Origin of the sequence: Bartonella alsatica, assembly GCF_013388295.1 — a bacterium.
Classification (GTDB): Bacteria; Pseudomonadota; Alphaproteobacteria; order Rhizobiales; family Rhizobiaceae; genus Bartonella; species Bartonella alsatica.
The window spans coordinates 859,207-877,035 of record NZ_CP058235.1; the positions used below are offsets into that span (position 1 = coordinate 859,207).

Sequence of the window (17,829 nt, forward strand, 5' to 3'; positions counted from 1 at the left end):
CTTCATTAAATAATAGTTATTTGTAGAACATTCTTTATGTTTTCGTCATCCCCCCAAAAAGCCACATTTGAAAGAATTAAATTGTCCACAACACACAACTATGACTCTTTGGTGGACTATTATCTCCCAAACTCAAATAATAGCTTGAGATATATTAAAACATGAAATATCTATAGCGAAAATGGTTCTAAAATGCCGCTCTTCTAAAAGGCAATAGGCAATTCTCTCACTTTCAAGAAAACAAAAAGACAAAACTTATTATTTACTACCAACAAAAGATGAATCACCTTTTTAATTACTTTGATAAAGAGAGAGTCTCACAGCTCTAAGAATTGTTCCATAAGGAATTAACATAAATAAACTCATAATGATTTTTACGGCAAAATCGCCAAAAGCAAGTGAAAACCAAACTGGAATCCCAATCCCTCCCCAAATAAAGCTCCTTACAAGTGAACTATCAGCATAACCTGTCATCTGATCGATAAAGGCAAAAGAGCTAGAAAAAGCAAGAGCAAAAAATAAAACCGTATCCAAAGCTGAACCCACAAACGCCGCTGCTAAAGGTGCTTTCCACCACGTTTTACGCCGCAAAGGAGTAAAAATAACAATATCAAGAAGTTGCCCAAATAAAAATGCCAAACTTGAAGCAATTGCAAGCCGCGGAGTAACCAAAATCCAAGAAACAAAAACACCAGCGAAAAAACCAGCATAAACCACACGCCGTGCAGCAGCTGGTCCATAAAAGCGATTAGTCAAATCATTAATCAAAAAAGCAAATGGATAAGTAAAAGCACCGTACGTCAGCAACTCATTTAAACCAAACCAATAAACAGGATACTGAACCAGAATATTAGAAGCGATCACAACAAGACACATTGCAAAGATAGAAAAAGCGATACATTTTCTCTTTTGTTGTGCTAACAAAAAACCGTATGTTGAAAACATTTTTTTACTGGAGATATGAAACCAATCAATATAACAATCTAAAAAGTACAAAACTAAAAAACAGTACCTCTATAGAACGGAAAAAACCACTTTAGGATGAACAAAAGCGATTGCACTATTTGTTTAGTTTTTTCTTAACGATCTGACGCTTTAACAAACGCGCACGTTGTGACAATTTCTTATCATCAGCTTTGAGCAAAAAACCATCCAAGCCACCGCGGTGCTCAACAGAACGCAAAGCACTTGCCGAAACACGCAAACGGAAATTTTGCTGTAACACTTCCGAAATCAATGTCACATTGCAAAGATTTGGTAAAAAACGACGACGGGTTTTATTGTTCGCATGGCTAACATTATTGCCATAAAGAACTGTTTTTCCTGTCAATTCGCAAGCACGAGACATAAACTTCACCTTATAAACTCTAAGAAACTCCTAAATCCCAATACCCGTAAAACAGAATGAATGCAACACACACCACTTCCGGAAACAGATATTATTGAGGATTTGTGTTTTTAATAGGGTGTCGATACCAAAAGGTCAAGTCTTTTATAAAACCTTTTGTATCCTTATCGACTCATTCTACTATCTGTTCCTATAAAGGCGAAGAAAATATTTTTTTTTAACTCTCACCGTGCTAAAAGAATACTTACCATCCTAAAAGGAAGCATTAATCATGAATAAAATAGATCCTTCCATGAAAAAGCTTCAACAAGAATATATCCGTTTTTCTTCACTTCTGTTTGGTATATTATGCGTGTGTTTTTTTCTTCTTTTTAGTGCACTAGGTGTATGGCAAATACAACGATTAAACTGGAAAACAAATCTTATTACCAGTGCTAAGCAACGGATTCATTTGCCTCCCATAAAAGCACCATCCCAAAATCAATGGGCACATATTACTTTTGAAAAAGACGAATATCGCCCTGTCGTTATCACAGGAAAATTTTTATCAAATAAAAATATTTTAGTCACTGCTGTTGCTCAAGATACCACGGGCTACTGGGTTTTGACTCCTTTACAAACAGCCGATAATACTCTGACCTTTGTGAATCGTGGTTTTATCCCCATGGACGCACGCAATGACTTTCAAAACTCAGAAAAATCACACACTAGTGCCCCACCTCATAAACATTCTGCAACAGATACAAAGCAAACCACAATTATAGGGTTATTGCGCATGAGTGAAAAAAATAGTTTTTTTCCACGCAAAAATAATCCTGATAAGAATTTATGGTACACGCGGGATCTCTCTGCTATGGCACAAAAACTTGGTTTATCCGATGTTGCACCTTATTTCATTGATGCTGGAAAAAAAACAGCCAAGCAAGAAGCCTTTCCCATTGCTGGTCTCACTATTGTGCATTTTCAAAACAATCATCTGATCTACGCTATTACATGGTTTATCTTAGCCGCTGGTGTTCTAGGAGCTTCTCTTTTTCTGCTAAGACAAAAAAGATAAGAAACAAGGTACCTAACCTTATGAAATATGATTGTTAACAGTATTGCTTTAAGCAATATACATTCCACAACAGATCATATCTTCTTCCTTTTGTTAAGAATTTTAAAACAAAGATATTTGTTTTTTCAAAAAACAGCATGCAATGATCACCAAAGAAAACACATTACGCCTCCCTTAAATATGCTCTATTTACCATACCCAAAATAGAGGAAAACACCCACTCTGCACCTCTTCTCACAACAAGGTGCCTGTTACAAATACCATCATAAATAATCTTAGAAAAACTTGTAGGAATAATGCCATACAATTAAATCAATATTGTCATGATAAACGCTAAGATCATTAAGTCCACACGTTGAAGATGACTCCATACATTCACCTTCCTCCAATAACAGCACTAATTACTACAGGAGCGTAAAATATTCATACTGTTATTCAAATCTGATATTACCCTTTTTGAGGCAGAGAACAGAGGAAATCACAAAAAAGAGTTGTATTATAACTTCATGATAGATATGCACTTACAACATAAGAAGTTTATTTAAAATTCATCTCGTTTAAAAAGAACAACCACCAAAATCCGTTAATGGCGAAAATGCCGTACACCTGTAAAAACCATAGCTAAACCATGTGCATTAGCAGCAGCAATCACTTCTTCATCACGCATTGATCCGCCTGGTTGAATAACTGCCGTAGCTCCTACTTCAGCAGCAACTAATAAACCATCTGCAAAAGGAAAAAAGGCATCCGATGCAACTACTGACCCTTTCGCAAGAGATTCCATTAAGCCTGCTCTTTGAGCACTTTCTTCAGCTTTACGCGCAGCAATCTTAGCCGCATCGATTCGGCTCATTTGGCCAGCACCAATTCCAACCGTTGCACTATTTTTTGCATAAACAATAGCATTCGATTTGACATGTTTAGCGACCCGAAAAGCAAATTGAAGATCACGCATTTCATCTTGACTTGGAGCCCGCTTTGTTACAACTTGCAGTTTAAGATCATCAACCACCACATTATCACGTGACTGCACTAAAATCCCACCTGCAAATGTTTTAGCAATAAATCCTTCATACCGTGGATCAGGGACACCCCCTGTTATTAGTAAACGAAGATTTTTTTTCCTCGCAATAATTTCACGTGCTGCTCTTGTCGCATCAGGAGCAATAATTACTTCCGTAAAAATTTTAACAATCTCTTCCGCACATTCTTCATCAAGGGGTTGATTTAACGCAATAATTCCACCAAATGCCGATACATTATCGCACATAAGAGCTTTCAAATAAGCCTCTTTCAAACTCCTCCCTTCTGCAACACCACAAGGGTTAGCATGTTTAATAAGAGCAACAGCAGCAGTCTTTTGGGGATCAAATTCTGCCACAAGTTCAAATGCCGCATTTGTATCATTCATATTGTTATAAGAAAGTGCTTTACCTTGCAAAAGTTTGGCCGTTGCAACACCAAAATGCTTATCTCTATTGCGATAAAATGCCGCCTTCTGATGTGGATTTTCCCCATAGCGCATAACACTTTCAAGATGACCAGAAAAGCTCTGCCAAGATGGCGTTTCAATTTTCAAATCCTTTGCAAACCACGCTGCTATCGCTGCATCATAAGCAGCCGTATATGCATAAGCGCGCATTGCTAACTGACGTCGCATGGAAAAACTTAAACACCCATCATGTTGTTTTAATTCAGCGAGAACCAAATCATAATCACTCACCGCTGTTACCACACCGGTATAAGCGTAATTTTTTGCCGCAGCGCGGATCATTGCTGGACCCCCGATATCAATATTCTCAAGAATTGTTTGTCCATCAGCTCCAGACTGGACAGTCTCTTCAAAAGGATAAAGATTCACCACCAAAAGATCAATTCCATGGATGCTATGCTTTTCCATAGCATCCTTATGGCTAGGATTCTCTCTTACTCCTAACAAAGCACCATGAATCAAGGGATGAAGTGTCTTGACACGTCCATCCATTATTTCTGGAAATCCTGTAACTTCAGCAACATCTTTTACCGGTAAACCAGCAGCCATTAAGACTTTAGCTGTTCCTCCTGTCGAAATTAATTCAACACCGTAAGCATGAAGGGCTTGTGCAAACACAACTACATCCGTTTTATCAGACACAGAAAGAAGAACACGACGAACCTGATGAAGATCAGGTATGGGAAAATTTTTTGCAACAATACCCATTACAGAAATCCTAAAAATAACATAGTAAAATTCTCGTAAAATAAGCTTATACATTCATAGCATAAGCCTTTATCAAAATACACCGAAAGAATATCTTTACGCTTTATCAGTAACTATAAGAAAAAAATCATTATTCTAATGGACAGCGGATGAAGCGCCAACGAACTTTTTCCTGAACTGCAGGGCGAAAATATAAAACAATTTGTTGTGTACGTTGCGGACCTGTTAACTCAGCAAAATCGATTGAATCTTCAAGGTAAATATCCGCATCAGGTGATATAAAATACCACACTTGCCCATCCCTCACAGCTAAACGCACACGCTTACCATCATAATTAACTTTCACTTGCGGATGAAGATGAAATCGAACAGCAACATTATTGCGTTCACTTTGAGCTACCTTATGTCCCTTTGACAACCCTTTTTTTGGCACAAAAAACCGATCAAAACCTTCGATCATTTCTCCATTTGTCGCTAAAATAAGCCCACGCTCATGAACAAGATTAAAAGGCCGCACATAACCATTATGACTAGCAATAAAACCAGTCTTTTCTGAATCTTCTACACGATGCACTTTAACATTCGTTGGTCCCTCAAGCAAAAATGAAACACCACTTCTTTTTTTATAAAAAATACCCACCGAACAATCATTAACCGTTGCTGTTGAATGTGCTGGAGTAATACGCCCTAAATGTCGATATTCTTCACGCCCATAAGGATTAACACCGGTATTGATAATAAAACGGCTTCCCTGTGAAGACATTTCAAAAGACAAACATCCCGAACCAGCATGTTCTGCGGCACAACGTGGTGGAAACTTTCCTGTATCGGCAAGCACTGTTGTTTGATTAGCTTGTAAACGCTGAAACCCTGAATAACGTGCATAACTAAAAGGTTTCCCTGCCGTCTCATCAAGTTCTAAAAGTGCCGATAACTGTTCCGACACAAGAGGACCAACCCCATTAAAATGTGCCAATGTTTGATCTTCATGGATAAAAAACCGTAAAGCCGGCAACATACGCTCAACAGAATCAATCAAAATACGCGGTGCTGTTTCATTGCTGTGCATAAAAAGATGACGTAAAGACAATAAATCCGATAACAAATTGAGCAAGACCACAGGACTACGAGAAATATGACCGCCATCAATCAAAATCTGACGTGAAAGTTCTTCAAAAAGAAAAGTTTGCACCTTTTTTTTCATTTCCACCGAAACAGGCAAAGCAAGAGATGCAAATGTCAAAGCTGCTGCTGCTTGTAAACGTTGTTCATTGTTTTCCATACTAAAAATCGTTATGCGCAAATAACGAAATTGGAAACCAAGTGCACGCAAAAAGCGCTTTTTAAACCGCTCACTTGCCCCTTGCAACAACATTTTCGAATGACAAATCCACGAAATTAAACGCCGTGCTACAACCGGCGCACTCCAAGCAAGCCCTTTTACTTTTTTGCCACTATGATTAAGCCAATCTTCTAAGAGAGATCGTGCATGTGCCGCAGCCAAATCACTCTCTGCTGCCGCCATATGCCGTAACCAATGAAAATCATGAAGAGCTGCTTCCCATTCCGGCGTTGGTGGAACTAATAAAAAAGGTGAAATAGCACCAGAATAAACAATATGGCCAGCAAAAGCAAAACGACCGTGATAAAATTCGTGCGCCATCATCGGATCAGCTACATGCAAATCAATGGGATATGCTAAAATTTTATGGGGACGAAACCCTGAAAATCGCCAACGAAACAATGGCCCAACCCATAGACGCCGTATAAATTGATGTGCCCTATACACAAAATCTGACGTCTTTACCTGTGAACCTTTTATCGCAACCGCCAAATCACATCTCCACTTGTGCTGAATCGAGCACAATTTCAGCCATTTTAGTAAATGAACCGTTAATTAAGCCACTTTTCTTAAGCGCGCTGCAAAAAAACCATCCATTCCTAAAAACATGTTTTTCTCAGCGTTAAAATTTTCCTGACAAAAATCTGCAGGCGTTGTGCGCAAAGTCCCCTTAGCAGAAAGCAAATGCGCCATAACGCCCATTTCCTCTATACGAATAGGCTCTAAAATAATGTCATTGCGTGTTGACAAAATTTTCTCAATAAGATCTTCACCTTCTTCTTTTGCCAATGAACAATTGGAAAAAACAATACACCCTCCCTTCTTCACCAAAGCAATTGCTGCCGAAAGCAAACTATATTGCAGCGCCGCTAAATTGACGATATCGTCCATAGATTTCGTCCATAAAATATCCGGATGACGACGTATTGTGCCTGTAGAAGAACAAGGAGCATCAAGAAGAACAGCGTCAAAAAGCTGTTCTGGATGAAAATTTCTCACATCTCCCTGCCAAGTAGAAACCGAAAAATGAAGTCGCTCCATATTTTCTTTTAAACGCTTTACTCGACTAGCAGAGAGTTCAATTGCTGTCACATCAGCCCCTTGTAGTGCCAATTGTGCTGTTTTTCCCCCAGGGCTTGCACAAAGATCAACAACCTGTTTTCCCTGAATATTTCCAAGTAAACAAGCAGGCAACGCCGCAGCAAAATCCTGAACCCACCAAGCTCCTTCTGTATAACCTGGTAAATCAGAAACAGAACAATCCAAATTGCTCAACCGAACAGAACCATTGGGTAAAACAATGCCCCCAAGCCGTTTAGCCCATCCCACACTATCGGATTTGACTGTAACATCAAGAGGAGGCTCAACATTTTGAATTGCTAAAATCTGTTTAGCTTTTTCTTTTCCATAAGTTGACACTAAAAGCTGTCTAAACCATGCTGGAATTCCTTCAATGCTAGGAACCAGTTGGCGCAAAAATACCGCCTCACGTGCAACATTGCGTAAAAGAGCATTTACTACCCCTGAAAAGCGGCGCAGACGTGGGTCAAGTTTAGCCACATGTACTGCCAAATCAATAGCAGCATGATCAGGAATATCGAGGTAAAGAATTTGCGCCACACTGATATGCAAAAGATGCTGAAGCGAAAACGCTTGTGAAGGCAAAGGGCGTAACAAAAAACGTGACAAAGCGGTCGTAATCTGCCCCCGATGACGCAATGCTACTACCAAAATAGCGCGACATAACAAACGATCTCGATGTGAAAGCCCTAAATATTTTGGATGTCCATGTTCATTATCTGTTAAATTTGAAAGAGATACATGCTTATCAAGCACCGCCCCTAAAAAACGAACACACAACTGCCGAACAGCTAATCCCGGAATATTCATTTCGGACACACGCCCCGCTTTTTCGTGTTTCAAAGCAACACCCTTTATGTTTTATTCTCTTATAGATTTCCATGATCAAGTCTTTTTTGAATCTTTATAATGAAGCCAAGATGGACGTTTTGTAATGCGCTGGAAATTACTATTATTCTGATCACCTGATACATGAGTTTGAGCAATGCGCTCTAGAACTCCATAATCTAAACCCTTATTTTTTTCATGCAATCTATCTTCTTCATGCCATTCTATGCTTTTGGCCATCAATCCCTTCATTTCATCCGCTTGTCGATAAAGAGCAGCAATACGATTTGCTGTCGCAGGATGCGTAGAGAAAAGGCTATCAGCTCCCTCTCCGCTCAAGGGATTAATAATAAACATATGTGCTGTTGCTGGATTATGCTCTGCTTCTTCATTATATACTCTACGTCCACTATCAGAAATTTTACGCAACGCTGAAGCTAACCATAATGGATTACCACATATTTCAGCCCCCCGACGATCAGCAGCATATTCGCGCGTGCGACTAATAGCCATTTGTACCAACATAGCCGCAAAAGGCGCCACAAGTAGAGCAATAATAGCTCCAAGCCCTCCACCATGAGAATGACCCGAAGAATTACGCGTACCGCCCATAAAAAAAGCGAAATTACCAAGCATCGAAATTGCTCCCGCAATTGTTGCAGTCAACGTCATCGTTAACGTATCACGATGTTCAATATGTGCTAGCTCATGCGCCATAACTCCCGCAATTTCCTCTTTAGTTAACTGCTTTAACAATCCGGTACTTGCAGCAACGGCTGCATTTTGAGGATTGCGTCCCGTAGCAAAAGCATTTGGCTGCACATTATCAATAATGTAAACCTTTGGTTGAGGAAGAGAAGCTTTCTTAGCTAAATCACTTACAATCTTATAATAAACTGGTGATGAATGCTGATTAACTTCACGCGCACCGTACATGCGTAAAACGATTTTATCCGAATTCCAATAAGAAAAAAAATTTAAACCACTCGCCATCAAAAGCGCAATGATCATGCCACTGCCCCCTCCAACAAGATAACCAACTCCCATAAAAAGAGCGCTCATAAAAGCTAAAAGCATTGCCGTACGCATTATATTCATTACTCAAAAAACTCCATGATAAAACGTAATCAATGTTATATGATGGGGTTTTCTTTCTGCTTCTTCAATGGAATAGGTGTAAAATGGATAAAAAAGACGAAAAAATGGGCAAACAAAATAAAACCATAAATAAACAACAATCCCTTTCTCCTGCAGCACAACGCGCCCTCAAAGAAGCTGAAGAAAGGCGTAAATATCAAAAAAACGAAGAAAAATCCTTAGAAAATGGTGGACGTAGTGGCAAAGACCCTTCACGCTATGGAGACTGGGAAATTAATGGCCGTGCTATTGATTTTTAAAAACATATTCATTTACTTAAAGAAGATAAGCTTTTGGCAAAAAACCGGCAACAATCACTGCTCTTTATATAAAGAAAATGCTTTTACAAAATATATATGAAGCTAAAATCTTAGAAAAAGTAGGTGTAGAAACAAAAATCCATCACACTAAGGAAACAGAAAATTAAAACCACACCACAACTTTTAAAAATTGTATTCATTTAAAAAAAATCAAATATCTATTTAAATAAGGCCTTTTTTCGTCTGTCAAAAACGAATAATACTTATTTTTTGCTTCTAAAAGTTTTTAAAAGCAGAATTGATTATTTTTAAACACAATCATACTTCTTGTGATACCGAAGTAGATTCTGCTTCAGCAGCCGCTGCTTCTTCAGCAGCTTGCTTTGCAGCAGCTATACGCTCTTGTGCCTTTTTACCCGGTTCACCTTTTTGTGGATTATTACGGATTGGGCGTTTTTTCAAACCAGCTGCATCCAAAAACCGTAAAACGCGATCTGTTGGCTGCGCACCTTGACCAAGCCAATATTGGATACGCTCTTCATCAAGTTTTACACGCGGACCATCCTTCGGCAACATTGGAGCCCATGCACCAACACGTTCAATAAACCGTCCGTCGCGCGGACTACGGACATCTGCAACAACGATGTGATAGTAAGGACGCTTTTTTGAACCTCCACGGGACAAACGAATTTTTAATGCCATATTTTATCTCCTATTGTCAGTCCTGGCTTTCGTTTAAATTGATTTGCTTTGTTTTTGCTCTTCAGCAATCACCTCATGGTGATGCACAACCTCTTTAATAACAAACTTCAAAAATCTTTCAGCAAAATCGGGATCAAGATGACTATCTATAGCCAATTGCCGCAATCGTGCAACTTGACGTTGCTCACGCAGAGGATCGACTGCAGGCAAATCATAACGAGCCTTTAAATGCCCCACAGCCTTCGTACACCGAAACCGTTCTGCTAAAATATGAATCAAGGTTGCATCAAAATTATCAATGGATTCTCGTAAATGTGCCAATTCATCTAATATTTTTTCTTGCTTCATACTTTTTTCCCTCTTTGCATCTTATTTCTTCTTAGGACGCAGAGGAAAATTTCCCCTATCAATAATGCTATCAGAAAGACCAGGAAATGGAATCCTATGCCCTGGAAGACCAGGTAAGGTCTTTTCTCCATAACCCCTTCCAATTTGCTTTTGAAGTGTTGAGAGGCGCTTTGAATCAAACCCCGATAAATCGGGCAAAGTTCCAGAATTTTCGCCAACATCTTCCATACCACCAAGCCCCATCTTAGAACCAAATCCACTTAACATTTTTCCCATCAAACCGCTTTTACCTTTGCCTCCTATAGCTTTGACCATATCAGCCATTTGGCGATGCATTTTTAAAAGCTTATTAATATCAGCAGCACTTGTACCAGAACCTTTAGCAATTCGTTGTTTACGACTGTGTTTTAACAGCTCTGGATTGGCTCGTTCTTTGGGTGTCATTGATGAAATAATAGCCAATTGACGATTAAACAAACGATCATCGAGGCCCGCAGCAGCAATCTGATCTTTTACCTTACCTAAACCCGGCAACATTCCCATAATGCTGCCCATTCCCCCAAGTTTTTTCATTTTCTGCAATTGTTCTGCAAGGTCATTGAGATCGAATTTTCCAGCTTGCATTTTTTTTGCAAAAGCGGCTGCTTTTTCATGATCTATCGTTTCAGCAGCTTTTTCAACTAAAGAAACAATATCACCCATTCCGAGAATACGATCTGCAATACGTTGAGGATGAAACTCTTCCAAAGCATCTATTTTTTCACCGATTCCAATTGCTTTAATGGGTTTTCCTGTAACAGCACGCATTGAAAGAGCAGCACCACCACGTCCATCACTATCCATACGTGTTAAAATAATTCCTGTAATCCCTACACGCTCATCAAAAGAACGAGCAAGGTGAACAGCGTCTTGACCAGTAAGACTATCAGCAACCAACATAATTTCATGAGGAAGGGAACACGTTTTAATTTCAGCTAATTCAAGCATCAAACCTTCATCAATATGGTTGCGCCCTGCCGTATCCAAAAGAAGCACATCATAACCACCCAATTTGGCGGCTTGAACCGCACGTATTGCAATATCGACAGGAGACTGACCCGGGACAATAGGTAAACTTGCAAGTTTTGCTTGTTCTCCTAATTGACGTAATTGTTCCTGTGCCGCAGGACGACGCGTATCTAATGACGCCATGAGAACTTTTTTATTATTTTTCTCCGTTAAACGTTTAGCAAGTTTTGCTGTTGTTGTTGTTTTCCCGGAACCTTGCAAACCAATCATCATGATAACAACAGGAGCTGGTGCATTTAAATCACTCAGAACCCCTTCATTTCCAAGGACATTAACCAATTCGTCATGAACAATTTTAACAACCATTTGGCCAGGTTTAATTGATTTAACAATTGCGGCCCCAACAGCTTTTTCACGAACCCTATCGGTAAAAGAACGCGCAACATCAAGTGCAACATCAGCTTCCAACAAAGCGCGACGAATTTCACGCAGCGCCGTAGCTACATCCTGATCCGACAAAGCTCCCCGCCCTGTCAAATGAGACAGTATGGAACCAAGCCGTTCTTGTAAGGATTCAAACATTATCTACCTCATGCTGCATAACAAACAAACCAAAGTGGCATCCAAGAACGCATCGCGCCGTTGGATGTTGACCTCTGAGATCTCTTTACACCCTTCCACTGGGGTCTCAGTCGGTGGCTCCAAGTTAATTCTGTCACTGAAAGCTTATTCTTTCAAACAATAAAACCCTACCTTTGTCAAGATTTATCATACAATTCCTTTTAAAAGACAGTAAATGTTAGACTTAAAAACTCCCCACCTCAACACGCACAAAACAACCTGTTTCCTGTTCTATACTCCATAATTCACCGCTTGAAATATCAAACCAAACTCCGTGTAATGTTAAAATGTTCTGATCTTTACGTAACTTTATCCACGGAAATGTCTCTAAATTCTTCAACGAATAACGAATAGAAAGCTGCTCTAACGCCATCTGTCGCTCTAACATAGTTAGGGATTTATTGTTAAAAATCTTTTGCGCCGCTGGTGCTAAAAGACTTATCCATTGACCAATAAAATCATTTGACGATAAAGACTTACACGTCTCCTTAAGAGCAGTACTCACCCCTCCACAATGTGCATGACCAAAAACAATAATATGCTTCACCTCAAGCAAGTGCACGGCATATTCAATCGCTGCTGATGTTGCGTGATATTGGTTATCAGGAGAATACGGAGGAACCAAATTTGCTACGTTGCGCAACGTAAAGATTTCACCTGGTTTAGCATCAAAAATCGTTTCTGGCACTGCCCGCGAATCACAACAAGCAATGATTAAAACTTCAGGTTTCTGCCCTTCAATCGCCAATTTTTGATAATGTGCTGTTTTATATGAAAAATGATTTTTTATAAAAGACTTGTAACCACTTAAAAGTTTCTCAGGTAAACGCGTCATTCTCTATTTACTTTCATTTTGTATATTTTTAAGAACAAACTATTAACATACAAAAATACTAAAAATGTCCTTTCATCGACGCAAAATAGCTTTTTAGAATAACAGATTATTACTGTAAAATGGAAAAAACAACTTTATCATGTCAAATAAATAACTATTCTCTGTAGTAAGAAGATGTTACATTACAGAGAATGATATAATAATCCGCTCCTAGTGAATAAAAAGACCCTAAGAGCAAAAAAGGGAAGATGAATGTGTTACAACAAAAAACATCAAAAACAAAAAACAACCAAGATAAAATAGAACAAATCCTTTTTGCTCATACTGATAAAGAAGATATTAGCTGTTATAAAAGCAAAGAACTCGAAAAGGCTACAACCACTGCCATTGCAGCTTTTAATTTGCATCAAGCTGGAAAAAGTATCATCTGCTTTGAACAAAATTTGACCCGCAATAACAAACCTATAACCGTTATCACACTCGTTAACGATAACAAACCTTTCCTCCTTGATTCTATTTTGAATGTCTTTAATCAACATAAAAGCCATATTTACTTGATTGCGCACCCTGTACTTGACTGCGACTCTGGACAACGCATCAGCCTAATGCAAATCCATATTGAGTCCTTAAACGAACAGCAAATACAAAAGCTTAAAGATGAACTTACCTTAGTCCTTGAACAGGTCAACGCTGCTGTGCAAGACTGGCAACCTATGCTTAAAGAAGTCAAAAAACATATCCATGCCTATCAAATAAACCTCCCATCACACTACAAACAAGAAGGTGAAAAAGCCATTGAATTTCTTAACTGGCTGATGAACAATAATTTCATCTTTCTTGGCATGCGCACTTATAATTTCATCAAAAACCAAGAGCCTACAAAAGCCTTTATAGCCAGCGATATTGAACTTGGCATTCTCACAGATGCCTCTATCCGTATTATTGGTGATGCACGCGTAGAAGAACCTCCTCAAGAAATCCTCTCCTTTATAGAAAGTGACAATCTACTTATTGTAACAAAAGCTAACAGCCGCTCAAAAATTCATCGTCCTGTTTGGCTCGATTATATTGGTCTTAAAATTTTTGATAAAGAGGGCCAACTGCACGGAGAGTTGCGTATTGTAGGGTTATTTACCTCCTCAGCTTATACGCACTCTATTTTGCAAATTCCTTTCTTAAAAGAAAAAGCAAATACCATCATTCAACGACTTGGATATAATAGTGCTGATTATTCTGGAAAAGCACTTATCAGTGTTTTAGAAACCTATCCAAGAGATGAAATGTTTCGCTCTGACATTGATACATTGACAGAAAACGCCAAACTTATCTTGCAATTAGATGAACGTCCACGTTTGCGAGTGCTTGCCCATATTGATTCTTTTGGACGTTTTGTTTCTATACTCGTCTATATACCCCGTGACCAATACAGCAGCAACATTCGTGAAAAAATTGGCGAATATTTTGTTGACCTTTATCAAAGTGATTTTCTTGAATCCTATCCTCTGTTTTTAGAAAGCACACTTATCCGCGTTCATTATATCATCCATCGCAAAAGGAGTGAAAGTGCTCCTCTTATTGAACGCACCACACTTGAACACCATGTACGTTCCATAGCACGAAGTTGGGAAGAGAGTGTTCAAGCTATCGCTCTTACCCGTAAAACAACAGAACAACAAACGCGTTTAGCCAGCCAATTCCCCAATAGCTATCGTGATCTATTTTCAACTGAAGACGCCATTGAAGATGCCGGACATATTTTAAGCCTTCATGATAAAAAACCGCTTTTTGTTACTTTTTATCAAGCACACAACAAAGAAAAACGAAACATTTCTCTTCGGCTCTTTCACCGCCATGAAGCACTTGCTCTTTCCAAACGCGTACCAGTCCTTGAAAATATGGGATTTCGGGTCATTGCCGAACAAACGCTTGAATTACCAGATAGTAACGGACATTCTGTGTATCTGCATGATATGCAATTAGAAAGTGCTTTCCAACTCTGTATCGATTTCAACAAAAATGGTCAAAAACATGCCGAAACATTCGAAGCTATTTGGTCTCAAAATGCTGATAATGATGCCTTCAATGCCTTAACTCAAACAGCTGAGCTTAATTGGCGTGAAATTGTTATTTTGCGTCATTATGGACGCTATCTTCAACAGGCTGGAATTCCCTATTCACAAGACCGCGTTGCTCAAACTTTAAACGCTTACCCTGATATTACCAAAGATCTCTATGCTTTGTTTCATTTGAAATTTCATCAAAGCCATACAAAAAAAGAGCGAGAACAAAACCAACAGATTATTCAACAACGCATTGAAGAAAAATTGCAGAAAGTATCAGGTTTAGATGATGACCTTATTTTACGCCGTTATCGTAATCTTATCGATGCAAGTTTACGAACCAATGCCTTTACCCCTCTTCAAGATGGTAGTCCACGACGTATTTTAGCAACCAAGTTAGATCCACGTCAAATTGAAGATTTGCCTGAACCACGTCCCTATCGAGAAATTTTTGTTTATGGACCAGAAGTTGAAGGAGTTCATTTACGCTTTGGTCCCATTGCGCGCGGTGGAATTCGTTGGTCAGATCGTGCACTGGATTACCGTACTGAAGTGCTTAACTTAGTCAAAGCCCAACAGGTTAAAAATGCCGTTATTGTTCCTGTTGGCGCAAAAGGTGGATTTTATCCTCATCGCCTTCCACAAACGAATGATCGCGCTGTAATTATAGAAGCTGCACGACAAGCTTATATTGACTTTATCACGGCTTTGCTCTCCATTACTGATAATCTGATTAACGATAAAATAACCCCTCCTTACAATATTATCTGCCATGATGATCATGACCCATATTTTGTTGTCGCTGCAGACAAAGGCACAGCAACATTTTCTGATACAGCCAACACCATCAGCCAAGCGAACCATTTTTGGCTCGATGACGCTTTTGCCTCTGGAGGTTCAGCAGGCTATGACCATAAAGCCATCGGTATTACAGCCAAAGGTGCATGGGAAGCGGTTAAAAGACATTTTCGAGAATTATTTAATCACGATATTCAAACAACCCCCTTCACCTGTGTCGGGGTTGGTGACATGTCTGGCGATGTTTTTGGCAATGGAATGCTGCTTTCCAAACAAACAAAACTTATCGCTGCCTTTGATCACCGCGACATCTTTATCGACCCAGATCCAAATATAGCTGAAAGCTATGCAGAACGTATGCGCCTTTTTCAACTTCCTCGTTCAAGTTGGCAAGATTACGACCAAACAAAATTATCAAAGGGTGGAGGCATTTTCTCACGCACCATGAAAACCATTACGCTTTCACCCGAAGCAGCACAAGCCATTGGCTTTGAAAAACAAACAGGTACACCCTTTGAAATTATTTCTGCGCTTCTCAAAGCGCCCGTTGATCTTTTATGGTTTGGCGGCATTGGTACTTATATCCGTGCAACAACAGAAACTGATGCACAAGTAGGAGATCGTGCAAATGATGCACTCCGCATTACTGGTGAACAAGTTCGTGCGAAAGTTATTGGTGAAGGTGCTAATCTTGGCGTTACACAACGTGGTCGAATTGAATATGTCTTAAATGGTGGACGATGCAATACAGATGCCATTGATAATTCTGCAGGTGTTAATTGTTCAGATGTGGAAGTTAATATCAAAATTGTTCTTGCATCAGCACTTCGTGCAAAAACGCTTACCCGCGAAGCGCGGGATGAACTCTTGAAAAAAATGACTCCACAAGTTGAACAATTAGTTCTGCGCAACAACTACTTACAACCCCTTGCTCTTTCTTTAGCTGAAAGCCAAGGTATCATTGATTTACCTTACCAAATACGCTTTATGCATGATTTAGAACAGAAAAAACTTCTAGATCGTCGAGTCGAAATCCTTCCTGATGAACAAAGTTTGCGGCAAAGAATCGCACAAGGACAAGGACTTGTACGTCCAGAACTTGCCGTTATTTTAGCATATGCTAAATTAACCTTAAAAGAAGAAATCGCTCACAATCCCATTGTTGATGAATGTTATTTCGACACAATCTTGTTGCATTATTTTCCGTCTCAAATTCAGACAAGCTTTGAGAAAGAAATTATTAACCATCAGTTACGTCGTCATATTATTGCAACTCTTATTGCCAATGATATTGTAAATCGCGGAGGGCCTACTTTTGTCAATCGACTACAAGATGCAACAGAACAAAAGACTGAAAATATTATTCGTGTTTTCATTGCATTGTGTGATGGTTTTGATATACCCAAATTGTCTGATCAAATTGATAAACTTGATAATAAAATACCTGGTCTTATTCAAAACAAATTCTACGCAGCCATTACTTCAATGCTTTTTGAGACGACAAGGTGGGGCTTGTGCAATATGGATCTCTCGATTTCATTAGAAGAACTTGTGAAAACAATGAAGCAGGCTCGTACTGTTATTGAAAAACTGCTTACACATTCGAATGATAAAGATATCAATCAAAAAATTAAAGAAAAAGCGATGCATTATAATGAAGAAGGAGCGCCAAAAACTTTAGCAACACAATTAGCTCTCTTGGAAGCTGCTCCAATAATTTGTGATATTTCTTTAATTGCAAAACAAAGTAACAGCGACCTTATTAAAACCGCAGAAATCTATTTCTCACTTACGCAAATCATCCGTATAAATCGCATTAATGAAGCAAGCCGAACAATTCCTGTACTTGATTATTACGATAGTATGGCCTTAAGCCAAGCAAAAGAAAATATTGCCGAAAGCTTACGGAAAATTGTTATGAAAATTCTAAAAAATTATGGAGTAAAAGAGAATCCGTTCTTAGCCTGGAGCAGAAAAAGTGAAGAACAAATTCACAATGTAACAAACCGCATTGGCGCCCTCATTGAGAATGATCTCAACATTTCTCGTTTTACCTTTGCAGCAGGGTTGATTGCTCAACTCGAAAACACTGCTTTTCAAACTTAAAGCCGTACAAAACGGCCAGATTTTAAAAGTTTCAGTCTCACACACACATGAGTAATAAGCAAGAAGAAAAGGGAAATGCTATCGGCATCTTTACCTCTC

At 39.0% G+C, this 17,829-nt stretch carries 13 protein-coding genes; 3 read left to right on the top strand and 10 right to left on the bottom strand.

Annotated elements, in window-relative coordinates; all coding sequences use genetic code 11:
• Window positions 1-291: 291 nt before the first annotated feature.
• On the bottom strand, window positions 292-945 hold the full coding sequence (locus HWV54_RS03585; protein WP_005866636.1) for a VUT family protein: 654 nt from the start codon (window positions 943-945) through the stop codon (window positions 292-294).
• Window positions 946-1,060: 115 nt separating this feature from the next.
• Entirely contained in the window at window positions 1,061-1,348 is a 288-nt protein-coding gene (gene rpmB, locus HWV54_RS03590; protein WP_005866634.1) for a 50S ribosomal protein L28, read from the bottom strand.
• A gap of 271 nt (window positions 1,349-1,619) precedes the next feature.
• On the opposite strand from rpmB, the gene HWV54_RS03595 reads away from it, so the two are divergent.
• On the top strand, window positions 1,620-2,405 hold the full coding sequence (locus HWV54_RS03595; RefSeq protein WP_005866632.1) for an SURF1 family protein: 786 nt from the start codon (window positions 1,620-1,622) through the stop codon (window positions 2,403-2,405).
• 583 nt (window positions 2,406-2,988) lie between these two features.
• Here HWV54_RS03595 and purH read toward each other — a convergent pair.
• From purH to htpX, 4 genes are all read right to left on the bottom strand, one after another.
• Complete coding sequence (purH, locus tag HWV54_RS03600) at window positions 2,989-4,605, bottom strand: bifunctional phosphoribosylaminoimidazolecarboxamide formyltransferase/IMP cyclohydrolase (protein WP_005866631.1); 1,617 nt, start codon at window positions 4,603-4,605, stop codon at window positions 2,989-2,991.
• 130 nt (window positions 4,606-4,735) lie between these two features.
• Window positions 4,736-6,439 carry a heparinase II/III family protein gene (locus HWV54_RS03605; protein ID WP_005866629.1) on the bottom strand — a complete coding sequence of 568 codons (1,704 nt, stop codon included), beginning with the start codon at window positions 6,437-6,439 and terminating at the stop codon, window positions 4,736-4,738.
• A gap of 63 nt (window positions 6,440-6,502) precedes the next feature.
• On the bottom strand, window positions 6,503-7,870 hold the full coding sequence (locus HWV54_RS03610) for an RsmB/NOP family class I SAM-dependent RNA methyltransferase (RefSeq protein ID WP_005866627.1): 1,368 nt from the start codon (window positions 7,868-7,870) through the stop codon (window positions 6,503-6,505).
• A gap of 42 nt (window positions 7,871-7,912) precedes the next feature.
• Window positions 7,913-8,953, bottom strand: a complete 1,041-nt coding sequence (gene htpX / locus HWV54_RS03615) for a zinc metalloprotease HtpX (protein ID WP_005866625.1) — start codon at window positions 8,951-8,953, stop codon at window positions 7,913-7,915.
• 83 nt (window positions 8,954-9,036) lie between these two features.
• Here htpX and HWV54_RS03620 point away from each other — a divergent pair, with 83 nt between their 5' ends.
• Window positions 9,037-9,252: a DUF1674 domain-containing protein gene (locus HWV54_RS03620; protein ID WP_005866623.1), complete on the top strand. Its 216-nt coding sequence runs from the start codon at window positions 9,037-9,039 to the stop codon at window positions 9,250-9,252.
• Between the two features lie 318 nt (window positions 9,253-9,570).
• Here the strand turns inward: HWV54_RS03620 and rpsP are convergent, their stop codons facing one another.
• The 4 genes from rpsP to HWV54_RS03640 all read right to left on the bottom strand — a co-directional run bounded on the left by rpsP (window position 9,571) and on the right by HWV54_RS03640 (window position 12,766).
• On the bottom strand, window positions 9,571-9,954 hold the full coding sequence (rpsP, locus tag HWV54_RS03625; RefSeq protein ID WP_005866622.1) for a 30S ribosomal protein S16: 384 nt from the start codon (window positions 9,952-9,954) through the stop codon (window positions 9,571-9,573).
• 33 nt (window positions 9,955-9,987) lie between these two features.
• Window positions 9,988-10,302 carry a chorismate mutase gene (locus tag HWV54_RS03630; RefSeq protein ID WP_005866620.1) on the bottom strand — a complete coding sequence of 105 codons (315 nt, stop codon included), beginning with the start codon at window positions 10,300-10,302 and terminating at the stop codon, window positions 9,988-9,990.
• Between the two features lie 21 nt (window positions 10,303-10,323).
• On the bottom strand, window positions 10,324-11,892 hold the full coding sequence (gene ffh, locus HWV54_RS03635) for a signal recognition particle protein (protein ID WP_005866618.1): 1,569 nt from the start codon (window positions 11,890-11,892) through the stop codon (window positions 10,324-10,326).
• A 223-nt stretch (window positions 11,893-12,115) separates the two neighbouring features.
• Window positions 12,116-12,766, bottom strand: a complete 651-nt coding sequence (locus HWV54_RS03640) for a carbonic anhydrase (protein WP_005866616.1) — start codon at window positions 12,764-12,766, stop codon at window positions 12,116-12,118.
• Window positions 12,767-13,020: 254 nt separating this feature from the next.
• Between HWV54_RS03640 and HWV54_RS03645 the strand changes: the two genes are divergently transcribed.
• Window positions 13,021-17,730 (top strand): NAD-glutamate dehydrogenase, encoded by a 4,710-nt coding sequence (locus HWV54_RS03645; RefSeq protein WP_040296474.1) that lies wholly within the window; start codon window positions 13,021-13,023, stop codon window positions 17,728-17,730.
• Window positions 17,731-17,829: the final 99 nt, after the last annotated feature.